24 protein-coding genes and 1 tRNA gene are annotated in these 23,763 nt (G+C 56.3%); 9 read left to right on the top strand and 16 right to left on the bottom strand.

Features of this window, described 5'->3' with window-relative positions:
• Positions 1-58 precede the first annotated feature (58 nt).
• Positions 59-1,450, bottom strand: coding sequence for a GABA permease (gene gabP, locus NPS56_RS13980; protein WP_274075130.1), 1,392 nt, complete (start codon positions 1,448-1,450; stop codon positions 59-61).
• Positions 1,451-2,013: 563 nt separating this feature from the next.
• Here gabP and NPS56_RS13975 point away from each other — a divergent pair.
• From NPS56_RS13975 to NPS56_RS13950, 6 genes are all read left to right on the top strand, one after another.
• Positions 2,014-2,787 (top strand): ABC transporter ATP-binding protein, encoded by a 774-nt coding sequence (locus NPS56_RS13975; RefSeq protein WP_007972784.1) that lies wholly within the window; start codon positions 2,014-2,016, stop codon positions 2,785-2,787.
• A 13-nt stretch (positions 2,788-2,800) separates the two neighbouring features.
• Positions 2,801-3,547 (top strand): ABC transporter substrate-binding protein, encoded by a 747-nt coding sequence (locus NPS56_RS13970; protein ID WP_274075129.1) that lies wholly within the window; start codon positions 2,801-2,803, stop codon positions 3,545-3,547.
• 72 nt (positions 3,548-3,619) lie between these two features.
• Positions 3,620-4,315 carry an ABC transporter permease gene (locus NPS56_RS13965; RefSeq protein ID WP_046815302.1) on the top strand — a complete coding sequence of 232 codons (696 nt, stop codon included), beginning with the start codon at positions 3,620-3,622 and terminating at the stop codon, positions 4,313-4,315.
• A complete protein-coding gene (locus tag NPS56_RS13960; RefSeq protein ID WP_274075128.1) occupies positions 4,312-5,001 on the top strand; it encodes an ABC transporter permease in 690 nt (229 codons plus the stop codon). The genes NPS56_RS13965 and NPS56_RS13960 overlap by 4 nt, the downstream gene beginning before the upstream one ends.
• Positions 4,982-6,211 (top strand): methyltransferase, encoded by a 1,230-nt coding sequence (locus tag NPS56_RS13955; protein WP_274075127.1) that lies wholly within the window; start codon positions 4,982-4,984, stop codon positions 6,209-6,211. The genes NPS56_RS13960 and NPS56_RS13955 overlap by 20 nt, the downstream gene beginning before the upstream one ends.
• A gap of 395 nt (positions 6,212-6,606) precedes the next feature.
• Positions 6,607-6,682 (top strand) — tRNA-Thr (locus NPS56_RS13950).
• 93 nt (positions 6,683-6,775) lie between these two features.
• Here NPS56_RS13950 and NPS56_RS13945 read toward each other — a convergent pair.
• Positions 6,776-6,979, bottom strand: coding sequence for a hypothetical protein (locus tag NPS56_RS13945; RefSeq protein ID WP_274075126.1), 204 nt, complete (start codon positions 6,977-6,979; stop codon positions 6,776-6,778).
• Between the two features lie 16 nt (positions 6,980-6,995).
• Entirely contained in the window at positions 6,996-8,033 is a 1,038-nt protein-coding gene (locus NPS56_RS13940) for a phage integrase (protein WP_274075125.1), read from the bottom strand.
• On the opposite strand from NPS56_RS13940, the gene NPS56_RS13935 reads away from it, so the two are divergent.
• Positions 7,917-8,552 carry a DNA cytosine methyltransferase gene (locus tag NPS56_RS13935; RefSeq protein ID WP_274075178.1) on the top strand — a complete coding sequence of 212 codons (636 nt, stop codon included), beginning with the start codon at positions 7,917-7,919 and terminating at the stop codon, positions 8,550-8,552. The two genes, NPS56_RS13940 and NPS56_RS13935, sit on opposite strands and share 117 nt — an antisense overlap.
• A gap of 102 nt (positions 8,553-8,654) precedes the next feature.
• Here NPS56_RS13935 and NPS56_RS13930 read toward each other — a convergent pair whose 3' ends face one another.
• The 8 genes from NPS56_RS13930 to NPS56_RS13895 all read right to left on the bottom strand — a co-directional run bounded on the left by NPS56_RS13930 (position 8,655) and on the right by NPS56_RS13895 (position 16,731).
• The gene (locus NPS56_RS13930) at positions 8,655-9,101 is read right to left on the bottom strand and encodes a hypothetical protein (RefSeq protein ID WP_274075124.1); all 447 of its coding nucleotides are present in this window, start codon (positions 9,099-9,101) and stop codon (positions 8,655-8,657) included.
• A gap of 188 nt (positions 9,102-9,289) precedes the next feature.
• Complete coding sequence (locus NPS56_RS13925; RefSeq protein WP_274075123.1) at positions 9,290-9,691, bottom strand: type II toxin-antitoxin system HicB family antitoxin; 402 nt, start codon at positions 9,689-9,691, stop codon at positions 9,290-9,292.
• Positions 9,692-9,834: 143 nt separating this feature from the next.
• Positions 9,835-10,017 (bottom strand): type II toxin-antitoxin system HicA family toxin, encoded by a 183-nt coding sequence (locus tag NPS56_RS13920; RefSeq protein WP_150747378.1) that lies wholly within the window; start codon positions 10,015-10,017, stop codon positions 9,835-9,837.
• A 518-nt stretch (positions 10,018-10,535) separates the two neighbouring features.
• Positions 10,536-11,303: an amino acid ABC transporter ATP-binding protein gene (locus NPS56_RS13915; protein ID WP_274075122.1), complete on the bottom strand. Its 768-nt coding sequence runs from the start codon at positions 11,301-11,303 to the stop codon at positions 10,536-10,538.
• Positions 11,300-11,959 carry an amino acid ABC transporter permease gene (locus tag NPS56_RS13910; RefSeq protein ID WP_274075121.1) on the bottom strand — a complete coding sequence of 220 codons (660 nt, stop codon included), beginning with the start codon at positions 11,957-11,959 and terminating at the stop codon, positions 11,300-11,302. Before NPS56_RS13910 ends, NPS56_RS13915 begins: the two co-directional genes overlap by 4 nt.
• Positions 11,960-11,969: 10 nt before the next feature.
• Positions 11,970-12,617 carry an amino acid ABC transporter permease gene (locus NPS56_RS13905; RefSeq protein WP_274075120.1) on the bottom strand — a complete coding sequence of 216 codons (648 nt, stop codon included), beginning with the start codon at positions 12,615-12,617 and terminating at the stop codon, positions 11,970-11,972.
• Between the two features lie 64 nt (positions 12,618-12,681).
• The gene (locus NPS56_RS13900) at positions 12,682-13,470 is read right to left on the bottom strand and encodes an ABC transporter substrate-binding protein (protein WP_274075119.1); all 789 of its coding nucleotides are present in this window, start codon (positions 13,468-13,470) and stop codon (positions 12,682-12,684) included.
• A gap of 213 nt (positions 13,471-13,683) precedes the next feature.
• The gene (locus NPS56_RS13895) at positions 13,684-16,731 is read right to left on the bottom strand and encodes an aminotransferase class III-fold pyridoxal phosphate-dependent enzyme (protein WP_274075118.1); all 3,048 of its coding nucleotides are present in this window, start codon (positions 16,729-16,731) and stop codon (positions 13,684-13,686) included.
• A 139-nt stretch (positions 16,732-16,870) separates the two neighbouring features.
• Between NPS56_RS13895 and NPS56_RS13890 the strand changes: the two genes are divergently transcribed.
• Positions 16,871-17,311, top strand: coding sequence for an Lrp/AsnC family transcriptional regulator (locus NPS56_RS13890; protein ID WP_033040011.1), 441 nt, complete (start codon positions 16,871-16,873; stop codon positions 17,309-17,311).
• A gap of 72 nt (positions 17,312-17,383) precedes the next feature.
• On the opposite strand, the gene NPS56_RS13885 is transcribed toward NPS56_RS13890, so the two are convergent.
• The 4 genes from NPS56_RS13885 to NPS56_RS13870 form a co-directional block, all read right to left on the bottom strand.
• The gene (locus tag NPS56_RS13885; RefSeq protein ID WP_274075117.1) at positions 17,384-18,094 is read right to left on the bottom strand and encodes an SDR family NAD(P)-dependent oxidoreductase; all 711 of its coding nucleotides are present in this window, start codon (positions 18,092-18,094) and stop codon (positions 17,384-17,386) included.
• Between the two features lie 42 nt (positions 18,095-18,136).
• The gene (locus NPS56_RS13880; protein ID WP_274075116.1) at positions 18,137-18,781 is read right to left on the bottom strand and encodes a DsbA family oxidoreductase; all 645 of its coding nucleotides are present in this window, start codon (positions 18,779-18,781) and stop codon (positions 18,137-18,139) included.
• Positions 18,778-18,996, bottom strand: a complete 219-nt coding sequence (locus tag NPS56_RS13875; protein WP_274075115.1) for a tautomerase family protein — start codon at positions 18,994-18,996, stop codon at positions 18,778-18,780. The genes NPS56_RS13880 and NPS56_RS13875 overlap by 4 nt, the downstream gene beginning before the upstream one ends.
• Before the next feature lie 323 nt (positions 18,997-19,319).
• Positions 19,320-20,606 (bottom strand): OprD family porin, encoded by a 1,287-nt coding sequence (locus tag NPS56_RS13870; RefSeq protein WP_274075114.1) that lies wholly within the window; start codon positions 20,604-20,606, stop codon positions 19,320-19,322.
• A 443-nt stretch (positions 20,607-21,049) separates the two neighbouring features.
• Here NPS56_RS13870 and NPS56_RS13865 point away from each other — a divergent pair, with 443 nt between their 5' ends.
• The gene (locus NPS56_RS13865; RefSeq protein ID WP_274075113.1) at positions 21,050-23,143 is read left to right on the top strand and encodes a TonB-dependent receptor; all 2,094 of its coding nucleotides are present in this window, start codon (positions 21,050-21,052) and stop codon (positions 23,141-23,143) included.
• 195 nt (positions 23,144-23,338) lie between these two features.
• Here NPS56_RS13865 and NPS56_RS13860 read toward each other — a convergent pair whose 3' ends face one another.
• Positions 23,339-23,551, bottom strand: coding sequence for a hypothetical protein (locus NPS56_RS13860; protein WP_274075112.1), 213 nt, complete (start codon positions 23,549-23,551; stop codon positions 23,339-23,341).
• Between the last annotated feature and the right edge of the window lie 212 nt (positions 23,552-23,763).

The following is a 23,763-nucleotide window of genomic DNA, read 5'->3' as shown; positions in this document are numbered from 1 at the left end:
AACAAAAACGGCCGCTTGTCATCACTGACAGCGGCCGTTTTGCATTACGCGGTACGAATCAGCTCAGCACTACCGCGCCACGCTTCTCCAGTTTGCGACGACGCGCTACCAGCAAGCCGGCAGCGACGACCATAACGGCCAGCAGGCCGGTCGCGAGGATCTCCACGCGGTGAGCTTCCTGGAACAGCATGATGGTCAGGGCCGCGACGATGAACACGATCACCGCGTAGGTCAGGCCCGGGAACAGCCACATGCTGAACACGATTTTCTCACCGCGAGCCATGCGCTGCTTGCGCATGCGCAGTTGCGAGATCGCAATCACCAGGTACACCAGCAGCGCAATGGCGCCGGAGCTGGCCAGCAGGAATTCGAACACTGCAGCCGGAGCCACGTAGTTGGCGAACGTGGCCAGGAACGCTGCGCCAGTAGACAGCATGACTGCCCAGTATGGCGTGCCGCTCTTGTTGGTGCGGGTTGACATGGCCGGTGCATCACCGCGCTTGCCCAGGGAGAACAGCATGCGCGACGAGGTGTAGAGCGCCGAGTTCAGGCAGCTGGTCACGGCGACCAATACCACGATGTCGACAATCATCTTGGCGTTCGGAATGCCCATGCGCTCAAGCACGGTCTGGTAGGAGCCGAGGCTGGCCAGGACCGGGTCGTTCCATGGCACCAGGGCCACCACGATGAAGATCGAGACGAGGTAGAACAAGCCGATCCGCCAGATCACCGAGTTGGTGGCCTTGGAGATTTGCTTGCCTGGGTTCTTCGATTCCGCGGCCGCGATGGTCACGATCTCGGTACCCATGAAGGAGAACATGGTGGTCAAAATGGCACCCAACACCGCGCCCATGCCGTTTGGCAGGAAGCCTTGGGTATCGAACAGGTGGGAAACGCCGCTAACCTGGCTGCCAGGCAGAAAACCGAAGATCGCCATGACGCCGAGCACAATGAAACCGATGATCGCCAGAACCTTGATCAGGGCGAACCAGAACTCGAACTCGCCGTAGTTCTTCACGCTGAACAGGTTGGTCACGGTCAGCAGCATGGTGATGACCAGGGCGAAGGCCCAGATGTCCACGCCAGGGAACCAGGCATGCAGGATGGTGGCGGCAGCGTTGGCTTCCAACGGGATGACGAGCACCCAGAACCACCAGTACAGCCAGCCGATAGTGAAGCCGGCCCAGTGACCGATCGCGCGATCGGCATATGTCGAGAAGGAGCCCGTGTCCGGCGAGGCGACAGCCATTTCACCGAGCATGCGCATCACCAACACCACCAGCATGCCGGCGGCCGCGTAAGCCAGGAGCACGGCCGGGCCTGCTGCAGCGATGGCGTGGCCCGAGCCAACGAACAGGCCGGCACCGATAACCCCGGCAATCGACAGCATGGTGACATGCCGCGGTTTGAGCCCCTGTTCGAGGCCGTTAGAGCTTTGGGTACTGCTCATTGAAACTACCTTTGTAAGGAAAAGCGAATGCGTGCATCCCGCTTGTGTTCCTTCTTGTAAAAAGAAACAAACGGGGCGTTCCGGAATCTGCACGCAATATTTGCGCCAAAATGTTTCAAACCCTTCTAACCCGGGAATTTCGCCCGGACCGGACAGTCATCGCAAGCCATTGATATTAATGGCACTTTGCCAGAACGTTACCCTGCGACTCACTTTATGGACGAACCAGCGCACCGGAAACACACCCCAAAATCCCTCGACGCACAATAAAAGGGCAGATCCGCCACCTTTGGCCGGTTAGCGCTTCCAACCCCCCGCCAAAGCTGGCAACATCGCGCCCTTTTTTACGCGACAGCCACCACGCTTTTATCTGAAAGCAGGGTTCAAACGGCTGTTCGGTTGTTGATGGGGCGACAGTCTGCTGCGCCGATGCGACAACCTGCCACATGCCACCCGTTTACTGCCCGTAGCGCTGTTGGCTGCCTTTGAAACGCTATGCTAGCTTGGCCGCCTCGCCAGGAAGGCGACCAACAGCAGGAGCGAATACACAATGAGGAACGCACATGGCTGAGGCCACGCCCGCGCTTGAAATCCGCAACTTGCACAAACGCTACGGCTCGCTGGAGGTGCTCAAGGGCATCTCGCTGACCGCCCGCGACGGCGACGTGATCTCGATCCTCGGCTCCTCCGGCTCCGGCAAGTCCACGTTCCTGCGCTGCATCAACCTGCTGGAAAACCCGCACCAGGGCCAGATCCTGGTGGCCGGCGAAGAACTCAAGCTCAAGGCCGCGAAGAACGGCGAACTGGTCGCTGCCGACGGCAAGCAGATCAACCGCCTGCGCAGCGAAATAGGTTTTGTGTTTCAAAACTTTAACCTGTGGCCGCACATGAGCGTGCTCGACAACATCATCGAGGCCCCGCGCCGCGTGCTCGGCCAGAGCAAGGCCGAAGCCATCGAAGTCGCCGAAGCCCTGCTGGCCAAGGTCGGCATCGCCGACAAGCGCCACGCCTACCCGGCGCAGTTGTCCGGCGGCCAGCAACAGCGCGCGGCTATCGCCCGCACCCTGGCCATGCAGCCCAAGGTCATCCTGTTCGACGAGCCCACCTCCGCGCTTGACCCGGAAATGGTCCAGGAAGTACTTAATGTCATCCGCGCACTGGCCGAAGAAGGCCGCACCATGCTGCTGGTCACCCATGAGATGGGCTTTGCCCGTCAGGTCTCCAGCGAAGTGGTGTTCCTCCACCAGGGCCTGGTAGAAGAGCAAGGATCGCCACAGCAGGTATTTGAAAACCCGCTTTCGGCGCGCTGCAAACAATTCATGTCCAGCAACCGCTAACGGAGCTAACCGCATGCAGAATTTCAAGAAGGTCTTCCTGGCCGCCGCCGTTACCCTGGCGTTCAGCGCCGGTGCCATGGCTGAAACCCTGAAGATGGGCATCGAAGCGGCCTACCCGCCGTTCAACAACAAAGATGCCAGCGGCAATGTCGTCGGCTTCGACAAGGAAATCGGCGACGCCCTGTGCGCCAAGATGAAAGTCGAGTGCACCGTCGTGACCTCCGACTGGGACGGCATCATCCCGGCCCTGAACGCCAAGAAGTTCGACTTCCTGATCTCTTCGATGTCGATCACCGACGAGCGCAAGCAAGCGGTGGACTTCACCGACCCGTACTACTCCAACAAACTGCAATTCATCGCGCCTAAAAGCGTCGACTTCAAGACCGACAAGGACTCGCTGAAAGGCAAAGTGATCGGCGCACAGCGCGCGACGCTGGCGGGTACCTGGCTGGAAGACAACATGGAAGGCGTTGAAGTCAAACTCTACGACACCCAGGAAAACGCTTACCTGGACCTGACTTCCGGTCGTCTGGACGGCATCCTGGCCGACAAGTACGTCAACTACGAGTGGCTCAAGAGCGACGCCGGCAAATCCTACGAGTTCAAAGGCGACCCGGTGGAAGAAAGCGACAAGATCGGTATTGCTGTCCGCAAGAACGACCCGATCCGCGCGAAGCTGAACCTCGCACTGAAAGAAATCGTTGCTGACGGCACCTACAAGAAGATCAACGACAAGTACTTCCCGTTCAGCATCTATTGATCCTGACCTGCCTGACCGGCGCCTGATGGCGCCGGTTCACGGTATTGCCTGCCGCGATTTGAAAAGAAATCCATGATTATCGACCTCTACGGATTCGGCCCGGCGCTTGCCGCTGGCGCGCTGATGACTGTGAAACTGGCACTCTCGGCCCTGTGCCTGGGGCTGGTGCTCGGTCTGCTCGGCGCCTTGGCCAAGACTTCCCCGTACAAGCCGTTGCAATGGCTTGGCGGCACCTATTCGACACTGGTTCGCGGCATCCCGGAACTGCTCTGGGTACTGTTGATCTACTTCGGCACGGTCAACCTGATGCGCGCCCTGGGCGAGTTTTTCGGCAACCCTGACCTTGAGCTCAATGCCTTCGCTGCCGGTGTGATTGCACTGGGCCTGTGCTTTGGCGCCTACGCCACGGAAGTGTTTCGCGGCGCGATCCTTGCCATCCCCAAAGGCCACCGTGAAGCCGGTGTGGCCCTGGGCCTGTCGAAATTTCGCATCTTCACCAAGTTGATCATGCCGCAGATGTGGCGTATCGCCCTGCCCGGCCTGGGCAACCTGTTCATGATCCTGATGAAAGATACGGCGCTTGTTTCGGTGATCGGCCTGGAAGAAATCATGCGTCACGCGCAAATCGGCGTGACCGTGTCCAAGCAACCGTTCACCTTCTATATGGTTGCTGCGTTCATGTACCTGAGCCTGACCATCCTGGCCATGACCGGCATGCACTTCCTGGAAAAACGCGCCGCTCGCGGCTTCGCGAGGAGCACTCAATGAACTGGGAAGTCATCATCAAGTGGCTGCCGAAACTGGCTCAGGGCGCAACCCTGACCCTGGAACTGGTGGCCATTGCCGTCATCGCCGGCCTGCTGCTGGCGATTCCCCTGGGTATCGCGCGTTCCTCGCGCCTGTGGTGGGTGCGGGCGTTTCCCTACGGCTACATCTTCTTTTTCCGTGGTACGCCGTTGCTGGTGCAATTGTTCCTGGTCTATTACGGGCTGGCACAGTTCGACGCGATCCGTACCAGCGCCATGTGGCCTTACTTGCGCGATCCGTTCTGGTGCGCCACGGCGACCATGACCCTGCACACCGCGGCCTACATCGCCGAGATCCTGCGCGGGGCCATCCAGGCGATTCCACCGGGCGAGATCGAAGCGGCGCGCGCCCTGGGCATGTCCAAAACCAAGGCGCTGATCTTCATCATGCTGCCCCGTGCCGCGCGCATCGGCCTGCCGGCCTACAGCAACGAAGTGATCCTGATGCTCAAGGCCAGCGCCCTGGCCAGCACCGTGACCCTGCTGGAACTGACGGGCATGGCCCGCACCATCATCGCCCGGACCTACCTGCCGGTGGAGATCTTCTTCGCCGCCGGCATGTTCTATCTGTTGATGGCCTACGTGCTGGTACGCGGCTTCAAGCTGCTGGAGCGCTGGTTGCGCGTCGATGCCTGCCAAGGGCGTTGATCCCCAGGTGCTGACGGGCGAGGAACTGCTCGCCCGTTTCACTGCGCTGGATACTTTTCTGACAGCGCATCAGGCGCTGTGGAAACCACGGCCGTTCACTCATCTGCAGCTGCCATGGGAAACCTCCTACCCCGAACTGGCCACCTGGCTACGCGGGCGGTCGCTGGACGAGGCGGAAGGCGCTCACAACCACCCTGCCCTTGTGGATGCGCCGCAGCCTTTTGCTTCGCTGGCGGCCATGTCACTGGCGCTGTGTGTGGTGGATGAATTGCCTGCTTATGCGCTCGAAGCGCCAGCTCATCGACTGAATGTGGATGTGCCGGGGCGCAAGTGGCAGCAAATCGAAGCCTTTGCCAGCCGACTGCACTTTGACGATACCGCCACGCACTGGCTGGACTGGTGCTCGGGCAAGGGACACCTGGGTCGACGCCTTCTGCAAACTGGGCAGCAACTGACCTGCCTGGAATACGATCCGGCGCTGGTAACCAGCGGTCAGGCCCTCAGCCTGCGGCATCGACTGCACGCGTTGCATGTCGAACAGGACGTACTGACGGCCGATGCGGCGTTGCTGTTGGAAGATCAGCACACACCCGTCGCTCTGCACGCCTGCGGCGATTTGCATGTGCGACTGATCCGGCTCGCCAGTGCAGCCGGTTGCAAGCAACTCGCCATCGCCCCTTGTTGCTACAACCGGACCAGCCTTGGCCGGTACTCACCGATGTCCTCAGCCGCCGAACGCTCTGACCTACAGCTGTCCCTCGACGATCTGGGGCTGCCGATGAGTGAAACCGTCACCGCCGGCGCTCGCGTAAGACGCCAACGCGACATCTCGATGGCCCGACGCCTGGGTTTCGACTTGCTGCAAAGACAGCTGCGAGGCGTTGACGAGTACCTGCCGACCCCATCCCTGGCCAGCGCCTGGCTGGAAAAACCCTTTGCCGAATACTGCCAACACCTGGCCGATCACAAGGAGTTATCCACAATCGGCGCCCAGGATTGGCCCGCACTCGAAGCCGCCGGTTGGCAGCGCCTGGCCCAGGTCCGCAATCTAGAGCTTGTGCGCGGGCTTTTCCGACGCCCGCTGGAGCTTTGGCTGGTGCTGGATCGGGCATTATTCCTACAAGAGCAGGATTACACCGTTCGCCTCGGCACCTTCTGCGAAACCTCGCTCACACCGCGCAACATTCTTCTGCTGGCGGAACGTTCTTAACGCCACACAGCCTGTGGATAACTCTGTTGATGAAATATTCATGGATCCAATCTTTACAGCTGTTTCAGCCCTGATACGGCACTGTTCAGATTTCATACAAAGAATAAAAAACCAGAAAAACAGGCATTTGCGAGCTAATGAGAACGGATCCACAAAAGCACTGTTAACCGGGTGAAGCGCAAATCCCGTTGTGCATAAGCATTCGAACAAAAGACATAAACCATCGACAGATGGGCAACAGCACACGCATGAAACAGCGGCTCTGGCACATCGTTTTGCACCCCGTCATGACGCTCGGCAAGCATTGGAAACACTCGATCAAGCACCGCGCAAAAATAGTCTGAATTCAGGGGTTTACAGAACCTTCCCAATCGCTATAATCGTCGCCCTGACATGCCGGTATAGCTCAGATGGTAGAGCAACTGACTTGTAATCAGTAGGTCCCGGGTTCGATTCCTGGTGCCGGCACCATATTCAAAGCCCCGCAATGCGGGGCTTTGTCGTTTCTGGGGTTATGCTTTACTCCTTTTCATTGCTTGGCAGTGTCCACAAAGCGTCCACACCTCAATCCAAAATTGCCTGGAGCAGCTGCTGGGCTTCCTCTCCAGACAAGTTGATAGCGTCCCGGTTACCGTTGATTGTCTGCTTAAGGTACACAGCAGCTCCATGTTCGAATTTTCCTTTAACCTTCGGCATGACATGAGAAATCATGTCGGAATTGAGCACCCAATGCTCTCCGCTTATATCTTTCAAGTACACGAAAGCCATACTGCTTTTCCTTTTTTTATTTCCTAGGCCCAGACGCCAAAGGGTTGAGGTTAACCACTTCCGCCAGGTGTCCCGGACTGAAGTGGGCATAACGCATCGTCATCGCCAGGGATGAATGTCCCAGGACACGCTGCAATGTAAGAATATCCCCGCCATTCATCATGTAATGACTCGCGAAGGTATGACGCAGAACGTGAGTCAATTGCCCCGCCGGCAGCTCCAGCCCGATCGCATCGACCGACTTCTCGAATTTTTTGTAGCTCACAGGGAAAGGCAGCTCCCCTTTGAGCAAATTGGCCAGGCTGTCGGAGATTGGCACAACTCGATTTTTTGAGGACTTCGTGCGAGTGAAGTGGATGCGCTTATCGCGTACCTGGTTCGGTTTGAGACCTTCTGCCTCCGACCAACGCGCCCCAGTCGAAAGACAGATCCTGGCGATCAAGCCTGCTGCCTTTGAACTCGAGTCGAGGTTGGCGAGCAATGGAGGAATTTGCGCTGCACTCAGATAGGCCATTTCCGTTTCGTCGAACTTCAACGCCCGCATCTTCCCCAGCGGGTTATCCCCCTGCCATTCCCCAAGCCGCTCAAGCTCATTAAATACAGCGCGCAGGTAAGCCAGTTCGTGGTTCAACGTATTTGCGCTGACGGGTTTCGCCTCTTCACCCTTCTTGCGACCACTGCCAATCTTTTCGCGGTTGTATTTGCCAGCCAGGCGATCGGCCCGGTAAGTCGTAAAATGGCTGGTGCTGAAATCTGCCGCACATGGATCCCCCATCCGCTCAGCCATGCTCTGCAGCGCACGCTTTCGCTCTTCACCTCGTTTCAGCGTGCGGCCATGGCTGTCAAACCAGAGCGTTATCAGCGCGGACAACCGCCGCTCGTCTCGCTTCTGCTTTTTCTCAAATTCCCCCCTGGCACCGTCCCCCATGATCCGGTTCTGATAATTCAAGGCTTCGTTTTTGGTACGCAGGATCTTCCGAATTCTAGGACCATTACGCCCTTCCGGCCGGCAGTCTACTTCATACCGGCCGTCTTCAAGTTTCTTGACCGTCATAGCCGAGCCAGCACCGCGACATCTCTGAGAGTCCCAGTCGCTGTCAACGATAGCCGTGACTTTGAAACAGTCATCAGGGCCCTTGCGGACTGCGGGTATGTGGGATTTTGGCGAGTGCTTAATGCTCAATATTTCGGAGTTCCCCAGCAACGTCGCCGAGTATTCCTGGTCGAAGGTTATCGAAGAATGCCCCCCATCGAGTTCCTGGCTGACGCCGCGCCAGTGGACGCAATACCTCCAGCGTCTCGCTCGATCCAGTGGCCACGGCCAGCGGATGCCTGGGCTACCAATACTCTATTGGCAAACAAAGCCGGATCTCAGATCACTATGGGCTGTACCACTTTCGTCGCTCACCCGCACGGATGGGATCAGATGGCTGAGCGGCAGCGAGCGTCTGAAGATGATGGGTTTTGTCTCAGACTGGATGCGGCCAACCTTGCGGAAGCTTTCGCTGCCGGAAATGCCGTTGTTACGCAGGTTGCGGAGTGGGTTGGGCGGGGGTTGATTAGAGTGGGTTGAATCTTTGATCGAGAAAACCGCTTCAGTCAAAGTTGGAGCGGCTTACCGGTGCATACGTGCCTTAAGGAAACAGACGCCAATCGTTGTCTGTGAAGCGCTGGGCTAAAGGCCTTGCTTGATTAATTTGCTTCGTAGCCACCACCATCGGCGCTTGAAAAAACCGACATCGCTAAAAACTTTTCCTTTGCTTCCAAAGAAATTACCACCTGCCATTCTGAAGTACGTACCCTCTCGACCGAAATTCATCTGCACTAACGTTCTGGCTATCGTGGCAAATGTTTTAGGCTCGAATTTGGCAATATCTCGCGCATCAAGACGATGAGGCAGAGGCAAGCTGTAATCTTCACAGTCAATTGGTTCGAAGTTGCCTGCTGGAGTTACTACCCCAAACTCTATAATGGTAACCGCATGCGGACTGTTATGAGTAATTGTGACTGAATCGGTCGATTTCTCTCGAAAAACAGAAATAGATGTTCCGGTTCTAATTAAGCTGATCACAGAAATAATGACTGCGCACCCAGAGAAAACTAGAGCAACGATATCTTTCATGCTGATTTCCATGCTTAACGCCATCAGAGCTTATAAACCTGAACTTACACCTTTCATTTTTCGCGACCGCCACTGAGGCCTGAAATATATGACAAAGAAGACATTCACTCGATGCTCCGATCACGACACCATTCGAATACTGGCAACAAAAAAGGCGCCATAGGCGCCCTCAACGTAAAAATTGCCAATTAGACGGCAAGCTCTCGCAACGCTGCTGTGGCCAAAAAACCTGAACGAGAAGAGTAGCGGTGATCTTTGTTAACTTTTTCATCGATACGTAACAACAGATTTTCAGGCAGAGAAGCGTTAAATCTAACTGACTTACCAAGATATGGAGTTAGATCGAAATCGACCACTGCCCATACACCACCTTCGTAATCTGGATTATCTAAGTGCGCATCTACTTCCTTTCCTTGTGGTAGAGCATCACCGTCAGCAACCAACCCTTCTAAATGTAGCGCCAGTGCTTCGTGTACATTTTCGAGTGCTTCCGAGAAGGTGCTACCGGACGAAAAGCATCCAGGCACGTCGGGAATAGTCACCCCGTAATCAGAATCAGCGTCTTTATGTAATACGACTGGAAATTTCATTAGTGCACTCCCTTGAGTTGCAAGCGTGCTATACGCTTTTCAATCTGTTGAGCCAGAGCAAGCGTCCGTCTAAGGACAGTCACTATTACCTAACCGATCCACCGAAAGCCCCATCTGCAGGGCTTCAGGCGGTTCGTTCGGCCTCATTTGAGGCCGGCGGACTTCAAAATACTATGTAGCGTTCCTTTAGCAATTTCAGACTTGGGGTGTGGAACTGTCACCCGGCCTGGCTTGGTGGGATGCTTGAATTGGTGATGGCTGCCCTTTACGGCCACCTCCTCCCAACCATCCGCCAGCATCAAATCAATCACCTCTCTACTCCGCATCCTGTCCCTCCCCTTGCTCCGATGTTGTGTATAGTACACACGAATGACAAATCAGTCAATGTCGAATACACACAATACACACAGAGTCACCTTCGTCAGTTAGATCCGAACGATCCAAAGAAAAAGGGAGTGAGAACGCACTTTTCCCCCTCCCGCCGACGGGCCTCGCATCCGTTTTTTGTGCAACGCAGCAGGAGGTGCAATCAGGGCTCCGGAACAGGCAGGCGTTGGGCCGGAGGCAGGAAAGAGGTATTTCACTCATTGAAGGTCTATGTAGGTTTGTGAAAGCGGGCCAGCCTTGGAACGTCCACATTCCGTCCACACCCATTAAGAATACTTGCTGAACATCGTTGAAATAATCACGGAAAATGCAGGTTTCGCAGCTTTTTCTAATGTTCATTGCGCAACTGCATGGACTTGTAATCAGTAGGTCCCGGGTTCGATTCCTGGTGCCGGCACCATACAAAACAAAGGCTCGCAGCGATGCGGGCCTTTTGTTTGTCTGCGATAAGCTCACCTCATCTTTCGTGCAGATGCTTTTTCAAGAACGACCGGGTTCGTTCGTGGACCGGGTTCTGCAAGATCTCTGCTGGCGCCCCTTCCTCTACTACAACCCCACCGTCCATAAAGACAATCCTGTCTGCCACTTCGCCTGCAAAACGCATTTCATGCGTGACGATCAACATGGTCATATGCTCGGCCGCAAGTTGCTTCATAACCAGGTTGACCTCCTCGACGAGCTCAGGGTCCAGTGCCGAGGTGGCCTCGTCGAACAGCATGACTTTCGGCCGCATGGCCAGTGCCCTGGCGATGGCTACGCGCTGCTTCTGTCCCCCTGACAGCCGAGAAGGATACTCGTCGAACTTGTTGGCCAACCCGACTTTTGACAAGTATTCCATTGCCAGCTCACGTGCTTCCTTTTTCGTGAGCCCTTTGAGTTTTATCGGGCCAAGGGCGATGTTTTCATACACGGTCAAATGCGGAAATAAATTGAAGTGCTGAAACACCATGCCCATCTGCTGGCGCACAGCATTGATATGCTGTTCAAACGCACGACCTTTCAATGGCCGATTGACTTGCTCACCTTCCAGCCAGATCTCTCCGTCGTTCAGTGCTTCCAGGTGGTTGATTGACCGCAGAAGTGTGCTTTTGCCGGAACCACTGGGGCCGATAATGGCGATTATTTTTCCGCGAGGTACGCAAAGATCGATGCCCTTGAGTACTTCAATTGCTCCGTAGGCCTTGCGAGCGCCCTTCACCTCAACCATGAATTCATTTTTGGTCATCGTGACATCTCTACCTTTCTTTCGAGAAGATGCAGGCCGGCCTCGAGAACAAGATTGGCTGCATAGTAAATAACCGCGACCGTCAGATAGAACTCAAACGGGCTATAGGTCTCGCTCACGGCAAGTTGCGCGCTATACACCAACTCGGCAATACCGATGATGGAAACCAGTGATGTGTCCTTTAACAAGACAATCAGGTTATTTCCAAGCGGCGCAATAGTACTACGCAGCGCTTGTGGCACGATGATGTAGCGCTGAGTCTGCCCGCGACTGAAACCAATGGACCGGGCACCTTCGATTTGACCAGGGTCTACTGACATCACGCCAGCCCGAATGACGTCGGCATTGTAGACGGCGAAGTGCAGGCTAAGGCCTATGATGCCTGCCACCAGTGCAGGAATATCGATCCCCACTTGCACAAGACCGTAATAGATCAAATACAACTGCAGCAGGAGTGGAGTTCCCATGAGCAGCCAGGTAATAAAGCGCACGGGTAGCGCCAGAAGCTTAGGCGCATAAAGAACGATGAGTGCAAAGGCTACCCCGGCGATCAAACTCAATATGCTTGAGCTTAAAAACATTACGACTGTCCACCAGAGGCCCGTCGCCAGCAATTCGGAATAGGGAGTAACGATACTAAGATCCAGGTTTTGCATCTGTATGCTCTCACCTTGCCGCGAAGCGATTATCGAGGTAGTCAACAACAAATCTGACCGAATAGACCATCACGATATAAAGCAGTGCAGACACCATGAAAATCTCAAAAGGCTTGTACGTTGAACTGATAAAGCGTTGCGCGGTATATGAAAGTTCAACCACGGAGATCGTCGACACCAATGCAGAACCTTTGATAAGCGCGACAGCATTTACGCCCAGCGGCCTGATCATCAGCTTTGCCGCTTGTGGCAGCTTGATGTGCCATAACGTCTGGCCCCGCCCGAAACCAATTGAACGTGCAGCTTCTTCCTGGCCAGGATCGACGTTGATGATGGCGCCACGAATGGATTCGGCCATGTAGGCCGCGATGTTCAGGCCCAAGCCGATCACGCCTGCGGCAAAGGGCTCCAATTCAACCCCGACCTGCGGCCCGCCAAAGTAAATGATGAACAGCTGGACCAGACAGGGAGTGCCGCGAAAAACGCTGATGTAGATTCTTGCGAGGCTGCGAAAGATGAGAAAAGTGGACAACCGCGCAGCGACCAGCACGATGGCGACCAGGAAACCCAGTAGCAGTGCAAGTACCGAGATTTGCACCGTGATCCAGGCCGCTTCCAGAAAAAACGGGAATGTGCGCTGTATGAGTGTCAGATCCATGGAAACGCTCAGAAAAGGCCGATTGACTGGCCCGATGAAAAAGTCGGGCCAGGCTAAAGATGAATTAGCGGATATCGTTGCCAATCCATTTCATGGAGATCTTTTCGTAAGTGCCATCGGCGAGCATTTCTTCAAGCGCCTTCTGCATCGTCGCCTTGAGCTCAGGGTTATTCTTGCGCAGTGCAATACCCATACCTTCAATGCCACCATCGCTCTCGGGTGGAGTAATGATGCGAACCTTCTGCCCGGTTTCCTTGACGGCGACCAGCACCGGAACACTGTCCATCACCAGCGCGTCGATACGACCGGCATCCAGATCAACCAGCATTTCCTGAAGACCCTTGTACGATCTCACCTTCAGGTTGCCGCGAGCCCTGGCCCATTTATCGTGGGCATCCCCCAGCGTGACGCCAACCACAACATCCTTGAGATCATCAAAACTTTTGATCGAAGAGCTGTCCTTCACCACGATCGTGCGGCCAGCGTGGTAATAGGGCCCAACGAAATCCACGGCCTTCTGGCGTTCCGGCGTAATGGTCATGGACGCGATGATGGCGTCGTATTTTTTCGCCAGAAGACCGGCAATGATCCCGTCGAACGGGGTCGTGATGATCGTCACTTTTACCCCCATCCGCTCAGCTAGTGCCTCGCTGATGGAGGCGTCGAATCCGACAACCTGGTTATTCTCGTTAACAAAGCTGAAGGGAACGTATTGCCCGCTCATCGCAATACGAATCTCTTGGGAATCCTGAATTGACTTCAAATCATCAGCGTGAACAGCGGAGGTAAAAACCAGTGCCGCCACCACCACAGTGGAAGCGACAATCAAGTCCTTGAGCCTGTTAGTTAGCATCGGATGGCACCTCGGAAGAATTATTATTTATTGTTTTGGGGCTCTTCACCCAGCCTTCAGGAAAATCTTTGCATAGGCTATTTTGGAAAGCACCCAGCAAGGTGCCAGCCTGCCTGACACATTGCCGGAGTTGACCGACACTATGCCGGGAAGGCAGCGTGCGAAGAGACTGATCAACCAGGACCCTTGCTGCACGCCCCCGATTTTGACCCCTTACTGGAGTGCGGCCTTGAAGCTTTCGTCCAGGACTTCAAGGAGGAAATCAGCATTCTTCTGACTGAAAATCATCGACGGACGCATTTTCAGGACATTGTCATAGGGGCCTTCAGTACCGATCAAAACGCCTCGCTCCCTGGCACCATCGGCTACTTTTTTCGCCAGCGCCGTGGCTGGAATTTTCGTTTTGCGATCGGTGACAAGTTCTATTCCGAGAAAAAGACCCAGCCCGCGCACATCGCCTATTGCATCGTATCGCCGCTGTAACTTACTGAAGCCGTCGAGCAGATAGTTGCCAACGGTCAGTGCGTTGAGTTTCAAGTCATCGCGCTCAATCACATCGAGTACCGAGAGCCCTACAGCACATGAAACCGGACTACCGGCGAAGGTATTGAAGTACTCCATGCCATTGTTGAAGCTGTCTGCCATTTCGCGCGTAGTAACAACCGCCGACATGGGATGCCCATTGCCAATGGGTTTGCCCATGGACACTGCGTCGGGAACGACGCCCTGGGTTTCAAATGCCCACCAGTGGCTGCCAACACGACCGAAGCCGACCTGGACTTCGTCCGCCAGGCAAAGACCACCCTCTGCGCGAACCATTGCATAGACTTCTTTCAAGTAGTTATCCGGGAAGAACAGTTGCCCGGCGACACTTGGAATGGACTCCGCCAAAAAGAATGCCGGGGATCGACCTTGCTTGCGCATGAGCTCAATCTGATCCGCCACACTCTCAGCGAAACGCTTGCCGAGCTCCTCGTACGGCCAATCTTGCTCAGCTCGATAAGCATCCGGGACGACCGCTTCGAACACATGGTCTGCACGTCCTTTACCGGCCTTGCGCTTATATTTGTAAGGGCTGAGATCGATCAGCTCCTGTGTCGTGCCGTGGTAGGCCCAATCCAGCACAATGGCGTCGTTACGACCCGTGTGATTGCGCGCCATCCGGAGCATGAGGCTGTTGGCTTCACTGCCTGAACAGCCGAAGGAAGCGACCGCCAAACCTTCAGGTAACGTCGCGGTGAGCCGCTCTGCGTACTCCACGATATTGTCGTGCAGATAACGCGTGTTGGTGTTCAGGCGTGCGGCTTGGCGTGAAAGCGCTTGCACCACATCTGGATGGGAGTGGCCGAGATGGCACACGTTATTGAAGCAGTCCAGATACGCTCTGCCGAAGTTATCGATCAACCAAACCCCATCACCGCGTACGAACTTGATCGGATCTGAATAGGAAATCGACAAGTTTGGAAGCAGCAGTTCCTTACGCTTGGCAACGATCTCAGCCTTGGTGCAGCCGTCCTGGCTGTAGGTTTCCGGAGGAATCCCGGCGAGGGTCGATGCATCGGGAAAAAGGTCGGCCCAAACCTCAAGATAAGCCCGCTCACCGACGCCAATGAACTCGCTGGCTTTCAACCCGGTGTCCGTGGACATCTGAAAATGTACATGGGGGATCCACCCACCGTTTTCCGTATCCGCGCCCATGTATCCAACCAGCGCGCCAGCCTCAAGTCGGTCGCCGGGTTTAAGTCGCGCCAGCGCTTCATGGGCCATGTGACCCCACAGGGTCAGGAAGGGAGGGCAATCTTCAGGCGAGTGCTCGAGCATGATCAAACCGCCATAGCCAAGCGGCTCAGGCTCGACCTCGACGCTCTGCACCACACCGGCAACAGGCGTATAGAGAGGTGTGCCGGCGGGCATGATCAAATCGACACCGACGTGAATGATCCGACGCTGCCCTTCAATGAAGCGCGATTCGAATGCCGTGTCGGTGTAGATGGTCCTTTCCTCGCCCCAGGGTCCGATGCCGAGCGGCACCTTGTGCTCGGCAGAAAACTCATTCCACCACTGGGTTGCCTGCGCTGGACGCTGCTCGGCCGAGGCGATCGTCATTACGTGCGAAGCATCCCCGAATGGAGCGATCGCCTTGTTCATGGTCGCCGCAGATGGACGCACGATATCCGCAAAAGACTTACTGTTTTCAGCCACCCAGCGGCGAACCGCACCGGCGCCTTCGATCGCGTCAAAACCACAGGCTTTGCGCAGGATCGCCGTCGCCAGTCGAGGGTTCATGCGATCCATCCTCTCCAGGAGGCGCCAGGCCGGCGCTTCGCTGATGGCAAGGTAGGGATTGTCTTGCGTCTGGCCGTATCGCAATGCCGACAACGTGACGCTCGTGACCAGGCGCATCGCAATGAGATTGAAGAGGACGTCGACCTCCTCGGGATGCAGAGGGTACTTCTCATGGAAACCGGCCGTGAGGGCAGCGGCCGCGCCGATTGGATCTTCCATGTCGAGGATGGAATAAGCACAGGTGATGGCTACTTCGGCAATCAGGATCGTATGGACGGCATCGCCGAAATCGATGATGCCCGAGACTTTCTGATGGTTGCAGGAATCGACGAGGATGTTCCAGTCATTGCCGTCATTGTGTATGACCTGTGTGCGCAAACGCGCAAGCTTGGGTTGAACGGTTCTTTCGAACCTGTCAATGAACCGTTCCAGAATCGCCCTTTTGTCCGCGTCTTTCACGAAATGCAGGCGTGAGCGCGAACGTGCGGCGTGACGCAAATCCCAGTCGAGATCACGTACCGCGCCCGGATGAATGAAGCCCTGAAGTGCACGATCTACCTCTGCGAAAGATTGACCGAGGCTGCGCATCAATTCGAACGTACGAGGGACCTCGGCAAGTGGCGTTCCGTGCAACCAACCGACCAGGCGAACCGCATGGGTTTCGCCAGAAGGTGCCACTGTCGAGGCGAGGAAATCACCCGCCAGGCTTTTCTTGAGAAAGGGCACGGCAAGCTCTGGGCTGCAACTGGCAAGGTGACTGAGAATGGCCGTCTGAAACTCGCTTTCAACACGCGGTTCCGTCGAGTTGACGACTTTCAGAATCCACCCCGCATCGGTGCCTGTCCTCAACCGATAGTTGCGGTCTCGTTCACCGTCCAGTGGCGTGGCTGTGCCGATAACGTCGAAAAGCTGCTCACCGAGGTTTTCGGCTTCCGCCGTCGAGAACTGGGGGGCGGGATGGGAAAGATTAGTCATGGTAATTGTTTTCCAGGCCATTTTTTTCAGATAGCTTGGCACGCGGAGCCTTGGACGGCAGTAGGTATGCGGTCGGCTTTGGCCTGCATATTGTCGGAATCGACCGGCACAAATTCGGTAACAAAATTAGGGAGTTCTGATGCGCGACCTGGACACGAAAGATCGCGAAATACTCGAAATCCTGTCCAGAGAGGCGCGCATTGCCCTGAAGGCCCTGGCCGCGAGAATTGGACTGTCAAGAAGCGCCACCAGCGAGCGCGTCATCAACCTTGAACGCAATGGTGTGATCCGGGGCTACCGGGCTGATATCGGCGAAATCGACGCCAACGTGATTCGCGCCATCCTGCTTGTGAGCCTCAAGCGCACACCGGCAATAAGCCTGCTGGACCTGCTTGCCCAGAACTCCCAGGTACGACGCGTCTCCTCGGTCAGTGGCCAGCTTGATCTGGTCATCGAGATCGAATCGCGAACGATCGATGATCTGAATCGGGTTAGAGACGCAGTAGCCAGTCACGAAACCGTTGAAGACATCACCACCGCTGTCGTGCTTCGACGCGATATTGATCGGCAGACTTCCTGATGCGGCCCTAAAAACAAAGCCCTTGTAGCAATACAAGGGCTTTGTTGTTTGCGCAGTTTGAAAACCCAGGACTCAGTGACCCGCGCTCTGCCCACCATCTACATGGAGGATCTCGCCAGTAACAAACTTGGCGCCGTCCAGATACACCACTGCCTGCGCAATATCATCGATCTCGCCCATGTGCCCGACCGGGTGCAGTGCGCCCAGTGCGGCGTGGGTTTCTTCGCCGTGCATCGGGGTCTTGATGATGCCAGGCGATACCGCGTTTACCCGAATGCCGCGCTTGGCGTATTCGATGGCCAGGGAACGGGTTGCCGCGTTCAGGCCGCCTTTGGTCAGCGAGGCCAGTACCGATGGCACGCCGTCGATGGCGTGGTCGACCAGGCTGGTGGTGATGTTGACCACGTGGCCGCTGCCCTGTTTCTCCATCTCGGCGATGGCCAGTTGGGTGATGTAGAAGAAGCCGTTGACGTTCACCGACAAAACATTGGCGTAATCTTCAGCGGTGTACGCGGTGAACGGCTTGGCGATGAAGATCCCGGCGTTGTTGACCAGGGTATCGACACGGCCGAAATGGGCGATCGCTTCACGAATCACGCGCTGTGCAGTTTCTGGCTCGCCGATGTCACCGGCCACGGTGAGGATGTCCGGATCGGTGGATGGCTTGATCGAGCGCGAGGTGGCGACGATCTGGTAACCGAGCTCGCGGAAGACCTTGACCATGCCGTCGCCGAGACCTTGGGATGCGCCAGTGATGACAACGACTTTTTTCGAATTGCTCATGATGAACCTCTACTGATAAATGATGATTTAAAAATTTGGTAATCAGGCTTGTGCCATTTGTCTCAACATCTGTTCGTAGTACTCGACCGATTGCGAGCCGGACACCAGGTGACGACCGTTGAGCACCAGGGCCGGGACCGAATTGATGCCGTGCTGTCGATAAAAAGCTTCAAGCTCACGTACCTCGTCGGCAAAGGCGCCTGACGCCAGCACCTTGCGCGCACGGGCCTCGTCCAACCCGGCTTCACCCGCCAGGCGCACCAGCGTCTGCTGATCACTCGGGTTCTGGCCTTCGCTGAAGTAAGCGCGCAGCAGGATCTTCTTCAGCGCCACCTGGCGGCCTTCTTCCAGCGCCCAGAGCAACAACCGGTGAGCGTCGAAGGTGTTGTAGAAGTGCGTGCGCTTTTCCAGATCGAACTTGAAGCCGATGGCCTCGCCGCGAGCGATCTGCATCGCCTTGCCAGAGGCGACGTCCTCGGCGGTGCGCCCGTATTTGCGCATCAAGTGCTCGACGGCTTTCTCGCCTTCAACCGGCATGTCCGGGTTCAGCTCGAAAGGCTTGTAGGTCAGCTCGACCGCCACCTCACCCGCCACGTTCTCGATCGCCTGCTCCAGCGCCGTCGCCCCCAGAGCACACCATGGGCACACCACGTCGGAAACGAAATCGATGGTCACCGACGCCGTCATGACTTCCCCTCCTCCGCCAGTTGTTTGCGGTACTGGGTGGTGGTGATACCGGCATAGCCCCAGTTATCGGTGTCGACTTCCTCGATCACGATATGGGTCAGCTCAGGGCGTTTGTTGAGGACGCGTTCCAGTGTTTCAGTGATCTCGGCAATCACCTGAGCTTTCTGCTCAGTGGTAACGCCATCGCGGGTGATGCGTACGCTTACAAAAGGCATGATCGAAACTCCAGTGACCTTCCCGTCGGAATGATGGGAGAGGCGTTGGAGCTCAATGTATGGAGTTAGCTGGAGGGGATAAAGGTGGGGGCGGGAACTTCATTAGTTACGTGAGGTAATAAGCCAAGTCAAACTTCAGCGTATCGAGATGCGGTGTTTATCCAGTCTCGGAACATGTCGCCGCGGACGACGTTCTCAAGACGTGTTCCCGATATCGCCTTTTGACGACATGAGCCAACAAGCACTCACAAAAAAACCCCGAACCAGTCGGGGCTTCTTCTTTTTCTCAGCCTTACATCAGGCCTCGATACCGCAACCCATCATCAGAAAATGTTGATCGGGTAGTCCACGAACACACGCACTTCGTTACCGCTGACGTTGTACTCGCTCGACTTCTGCGACACGCGCAGGATCGAGCTGCGCAGCTTCACGCTCAGGTCTTTGGCCGGGCCGCTTTGTACGACGTATTTGAACTGGTTGAAGATCTCGCGCTCGGTGCCGCCTTCGCTGGTGGAGGTGGTGATGTTGTCACCGCGTACATAGGCGAAGTTGTAGCTCAGGCCCGGCACACCGAAGGTGCTGAAGTCCAGGCCGTAGCCCAGTTGCCAGCTGCGTTCGTCTTCGGCGTTGAAGTCGGACCAGTAGGAGTTGGCCAGGTAGATGGTGTTGCCACCGTCGCCGACGCGGTTTTGATCTTTCTGGTAGCCGCCGTAGGCGTAGCCCAGGTTACTGTCACCGGTGCTGCGCTGGTGCGCCAGGGTGAACGAGTGCGGGCCGGTGGCGAAGGTGGCTGCCAGGCTCCAGATCTTGTTGTCGTCGCCGGTAATACCGTTGTCACGGACGTAAGAGTCGTCCAGTTTGGTACGGTAGCCGTTGAAGTCCAGGGTCAGGGACTGATCCTTGTCGAACGGGAACACGTAGTTGGCGTTCACGTATTGCTTCTTCAGCACGTCTTCGACGTCGGAGGCATATAACGCGGCCTTGAATTGTTCGGTGAACTGGTAGCTACCGCCCAACACGTTGATCGACTTCAAGCCACCGCTGTCATGGCCTTCAGCGCTTTTGCGCGATTCGGCGGTGAAGCGACCGGCGTTCAGTTCCAGGCCCTTGATCTCCTTGGAGGTGATCAGGGTACCGGTGTAGCTTTCCGGCAGCAGACGACCGTTGTCGTAGCTCAATACCGGCAGCACCGGCATCTGGTCGCCGTAGGTCAGCGTTGTGCTGGACAGACGGAATTTGACGGCTGCGCCAGCTTTGGCCAGGTCGTCAGCCGGTTCGCCGCTGGCACCCTGTTTGAAAAAGTCGATGCCCTGGGCGCCGCTGCGGTCTTCATTACGCTCCAGGTTGAGCGCGTACAGCCCAAAGGCATCCACACCCACGCCGATGGTGCCTTGGGTGAAGCCGGACGAGAACGTACCGATGGCCGCTTGGCCCCACTCGGATTTATCCGGGTTGCCGTCTTTGTAGTCACGGTTCATGTAGGCATTGCGCAGCAGCACTTTGAGGCTGCTGTCTTCAACAAATCCCTTGGATTCGGCCTGGTCGTTAGCCATGGCCTGTGTAGCGCTCAAAATCCCCAGAGCGATCAGGCTGATTCGCTTGTTCAACATGTTGTTTTCCTTATTACGGGTTGAAACGCGCTGTGTTCAACGGCCGAAACGGCGCTATCGCGCTCTTTTTTCATCCCACAAACAAAAAGGCCCGCCCACGATCTCTCGCGGCGGGCCTTTTAATTATTTTTCGGTCATGGCGGTCTGCCACAGGCGTTGGGCCGGATCGTAGCCGCGGCCTTAACGATGTGTCAATTTCATGAATCGTCTATAACCCGGCGAAATTCGTCTAAGAAATGAGTTTGCTTGGCAGAAAACCTCAACGGACGCGCAGTCTTATCGACTTCAAATAACGTTGAAAAGGCAAAAGTAACAATTGCGACACAATTGGAAACAATCAAGCAGAGCACCTTCTCAGGAATAATTAACACAAGTAAATAGCAAGCATTATCATTCGCGCCGCTTTAGTTACACCCCTAAAAATCCTACGGATGCGTTCTTCAATGCCTGCCCCTTTTCGCCTTACGCCCTTCAGCCTTGGGCTTTCTGCTCTGATATCTGCCGGTTTTTCCTACGCTGCGCCTACCACCTTACCTGCCACGTCCATCAGTGCCGAAACCGAGGCCGATGACCCACGTGTGAAGGAAACGAATACGGCGACCCGCACCAACACGCCGGTGCGCTACGTGCCTCAAGCCATCGACTCGATCAAGACCGCCAACGTTGTCGATTACGGCACCAACGACCTGGGCAACGCACTCAGTGGCATCCCCAACGTCAGCAGCGGCGCCGACACCCGCTTCGACAGCCTGCGCATCCGTGGTTTTGACGCAAGCAACGACTTTTATCTCGATGGCATCCGTGACGACAGCCAATACGTGCGCGACCTGCACAACATCGAACGCATCGACGTGCTCAAAGGTCCGGCCGCCGTGTTGTACGGCCGCGGCAGCCAGGGCGGGATCGTCAACCGGGTGAGCAAACTTCCGGAGTTCGGCCGCCGCTCGACCCTCGAAGCCCAGGGCGGCAGCGATGATCTTCGCAGCCTGTATGCCGACCTTAGCAGCGATCCATCCGAGAACATCAGCCTGCGCCTGAATATGGGCAACATGGACCAGAACAGTTTCCGCGATGGCGTGAGTGGTAATCGCCAGTTGTTTGCACCCTCGATGAGCTGGCAGCTGACGCCGGACCTGAACTGGCTGGTGCAGTACGAATACAGCCGTTACAACCGTACGCCGGATCGCGGTGTCCCCGGGGTCAACGGCCGCCCGGCAGACGTCGGACGCGACACGACCTACGGCAGCGAGCACGATTTCATCGACGACAAGTCGCAATCGCTGCGCTCCAAGCTCACCTACGAGCTCAGCGACAACTGGCAACTGCGCCAGACCCTGGGCGTGTTCAAGCTCAACAGCGATTTCGACAACACCTACCTGACCGGCTACAACCCGACCACCAACCAGGTCACGCGCCAGCACTGGCAACAGGACCTGACCACCCGCAACGTCTACAACAACGTTGAACTGGAAGGCGGGTTCGATACTTTCGGCCTGGAACATCGCCTGCTGACCGGCATCGAGATCGGCAGCCAGCGGCGCGATCCGACCTTGTACACCGCCGCCACCTCAGGCCCGGGCAGTTCACCGGTGCCGCCGCTGGACCTGAACAACCCCAATCGGGATTTACGCCACACCGGTCGCATGCAGGTCTCCAGCAGCTCGCACACCGAGGTCGAAAGCCGTGCGGTGTATGTGCAGGATCAGCTGCAACTGAACGATCAATGGCAACTGCTCGCCGGCTTGCGTTACGACACGTTCGACATCGAGTCGACCAACAAGCTGCGGGACATTTCCGAAGACCGTGACAGCCACAGCACCAGCCCTCGCGTAGGGCTGGTGTGGACGCCGCTGCAGAATCATTCTTTCTATGCCTCCTGGTCGAAGACGTTTTCGCCGGTCGGCGGTGGTTTGATCGGCATCACTCCGGGTGCGGCCGGCAATACCAACGACCTGAGCCCGGAGCTGACCAGGCAGAAAGAAATCGGCGTGAAAAGCGACTGGCTCGACGATCGCCTGAGCACCACGCTGGCGATCTACGAACTGGAACTCTACAACCGCCGCACCAGTGATCCGAACAACCCGACCATTACCTTGCTGACCGGTAAACAACGTTCGCGTGGGATAGAGCTGACCGCCACCGGCAAGATCACCGGCAACTGGTATGTGCGCGGTGGCGTAGGTCTTCAGGACGCGACCATCGAGGAAGACAACAATGGCTTTGAAGGAAATCGCATCAGCAACGTGGCCAAGCGTAACGGCAGCCTGTTCGTGACCTGGAAACCTGAAATGGGCTGGTATGCCGAAACCGGGTTGACCCTGGTTGGCGATCGTTATGCCGACAACCTCAACACCACCGTGCTGCCGGGTTATGGCCGCTGGGATGCGTTGGCCGGGTTCAGGCAGAAGGATTGGGATCTGCGCGCGGCGCTGAACAACATCAGTGACAAGACGTATTACTCGTCGGCCACCAGTGCGGCGCAGATTCAGCCGGGTGAGCCGCGCAGCGTTGTGGTGACCGGGACTTACAGTTTCTAACACCATCACCCTGTAGGAGCTGGCTTGCCAGCGATGGCGGCGTTTCATCCGATATCAATGTTGGGTGTGCTGGCCTCATCGCTGGCAAGCCAGCTCCTACAGGGGGGCGGGGTAATTTGCTACAACTTGTCGCCCATAAAAAAAGCGCTGCCATCCCGGCAGCGCTTTTGTTTTATCAATCCGTTGTTTTTCTTCTTATCCTTCCATCACATCCCACAACGCATCCAGTTCCGCTTCGCTGAACAAGCCAGCGGGGTAGCGCTCGATCATCGTCCGGCGCGGATCACTTTGTGTGATCTGACGCGTTCCATTGGACTTTAACCAGTGCGCCAGGATCTGCAGCGACTCGCCATTAACTGCCAGGGGATGCAACGCCCGCTCACTTGCCACATTCACTTCGGCGTTCATTTCAACGCTCTCTCCCGGTTTTTGAGCGGCTAACTTATCCAAGGTTTATGACAGAACAACTAAGTTCTCCCCCTCCCGGCATTACACCTTCGCAGATACAAGAGCTATGCCAAGGCGTGCGCGCTGTCGACAAGCGGATACAAAAAAGCCCGCAGTCCTTAAGGGCTGCGGGCTTCCCACAAAGTTGCGCGCGAAAACGTTTGCCTGTCTGA

This window comes from Pseudomonas putida (genome assembly GCF_028682635.1).
Taxonomy (GTDB): domain Bacteria; phylum Pseudomonadota; class Gammaproteobacteria; order Pseudomonadales; family Pseudomonadaceae; genus Aquipseudomonas; species Aquipseudomonas putida_AE.
This window is presented reverse-complemented; position numbering and strand designations above follow the sequence as displayed.

What these genes read in the sequence shown, in the direction of transcription:
- NPS56_RS13890 (WP_033040011.1), top strand. Translation starts at nt 16,871, where the DNA reads ATGCGCGACCTGGACACGAAAGATCGCGAAATACTCGAAATCCTGTCC.
- NPS56_RS13925 (WP_274075123.1), bottom strand. Translation starts at nt 9,691, where the DNA reads ATGAAATTTCCAGTCGTATTACATAAAGACGCTGATTCTGATTACGGG.
- NPS56_RS13930 (WP_274075124.1), bottom strand. Translation starts at nt 9,101, where the DNA reads ATGAAAGATATCGTTGCTCTAGTTTTCTCTGGGTGCGCAGTCATTATT.
- NPS56_RS13945 (WP_274075126.1), bottom strand. Translation starts at nt 6,979, where the DNA reads ATGGCTTTCGTGTACTTGAAAGATATAAGCGGAGAGCATTGGGTGCTC.
- NPS56_RS13880 (WP_274075116.1), bottom strand. Translation starts at nt 18,781, where the DNA reads ATGACGGCGTCGGTGACCATCGATTTCGTTTCCGACGTGGTGTGCCCA.
- NPS56_RS13955 (WP_274075127.1), top strand. Translation starts at nt 4,982, where the DNA reads ATGCCTGCCAAGGGCGTTGATCCCCAGGTGCTGACGGGCGAGGAACTG.
- NPS56_RS13920 (WP_150747378.1), bottom strand. Translation starts at nt 10,017, where the DNA reads ATGCGGAGTAGAGAGGTGATTGATTTGATGCTGGCGGATGGTTGGGAG.
- NPS56_RS13900 (WP_274075119.1), bottom strand. Translation starts at nt 13,470, where the DNA reads ATGCTAACTAACAGGCTCAAGGACTTGATTGTCGCTTCCACTGTGGTG.
- NPS56_RS13910 (WP_274075121.1), bottom strand. Translation starts at nt 11,959, where the DNA reads ATGCAAAACCTGGATCTTAGTATCGTTACTCCCTATTCCGAATTGCTG.
- NPS56_RS13895 (WP_274075118.1), bottom strand. Translation starts at nt 16,731, where the DNA reads ATGACTAATCTTTCCCATCCCGCCCCCCAGTTCTCGACGGCGGAAGCC.
- NPS56_RS13970 (WP_274075129.1), top strand. Translation starts at nt 2,801, where the DNA reads ATGCAGAATTTCAAGAAGGTCTTCCTGGCCGCCGCCGTTACCCTGGCG.
- NPS56_RS13965 (WP_046815302.1), top strand. Translation starts at nt 3,620, where the DNA reads ATGATTATCGACCTCTACGGATTCGGCCCGGCGCTTGCCGCTGGCGCG.
- NPS56_RS13915 (WP_274075122.1), bottom strand. Translation starts at nt 11,303, where the DNA reads ATGACCAAAAATGAATTCATGGTTGAGGTGAAGGGCGCTCGCAAGGCC.
- NPS56_RS13860 (WP_274075112.1), bottom strand. Translation starts at nt 23,551, where the DNA reads ATGAACGCCGAAGTGAATGTGGCAAGTGAGCGGGCGTTGCATCCCCTG.
- NPS56_RS13865 (WP_274075113.1), top strand. Translation starts at nt 21,050, where the DNA reads ATGCCTGCCCCTTTTCGCCTTACGCCCTTCAGCCTTGGGCTTTCTGCT.
- NPS56_RS13960 (WP_274075128.1), top strand. Translation starts at nt 4,312, where the DNA reads ATGAACTGGGAAGTCATCATCAAGTGGCTGCCGAAACTGGCTCAGGGC.
- NPS56_RS13870 (WP_274075114.1), bottom strand. Translation starts at nt 20,606, where the DNA reads ATGTTGAACAAGCGAATCAGCCTGATCGCTCTGGGGATTTTGAGCGCT.
- NPS56_RS13905 (WP_274075120.1), bottom strand. Translation starts at nt 12,617, where the DNA reads ATGGATCTGACACTCATACAGCGCACATTCCCGTTTTTTCTGGAAGCG.
- gabP (WP_274075130.1), bottom strand. Translation starts at nt 1,450, where the DNA reads ATGAGCAGTACCCAAAGCTCTAACGGCCTCGAACAGGGGCTCAAACCG.
- NPS56_RS13875 (WP_274075115.1), bottom strand. Translation starts at nt 18,996, where the DNA reads ATGCCTTTTGTAAGCGTACGCATCACCCGCGATGGCGTTACCACTGAG.
- NPS56_RS13885 (WP_274075117.1), bottom strand. Translation starts at nt 18,094, where the DNA reads ATGAGCAATTCGAAAAAAGTCGTTGTCATCACTGGCGCATCCCAAGGT.
- NPS56_RS13975 (WP_007972784.1), top strand. Translation starts at nt 2,014, where the DNA reads ATGGCTGAGGCCACGCCCGCGCTTGAAATCCGCAACTTGCACAAACGC.
- NPS56_RS13940 (WP_274075125.1), bottom strand. Translation starts at nt 8,033, where the DNA reads ATGACGGTCAAGAAACTTGAAGACGGCCGGTATGAAGTAGACTGCCGG.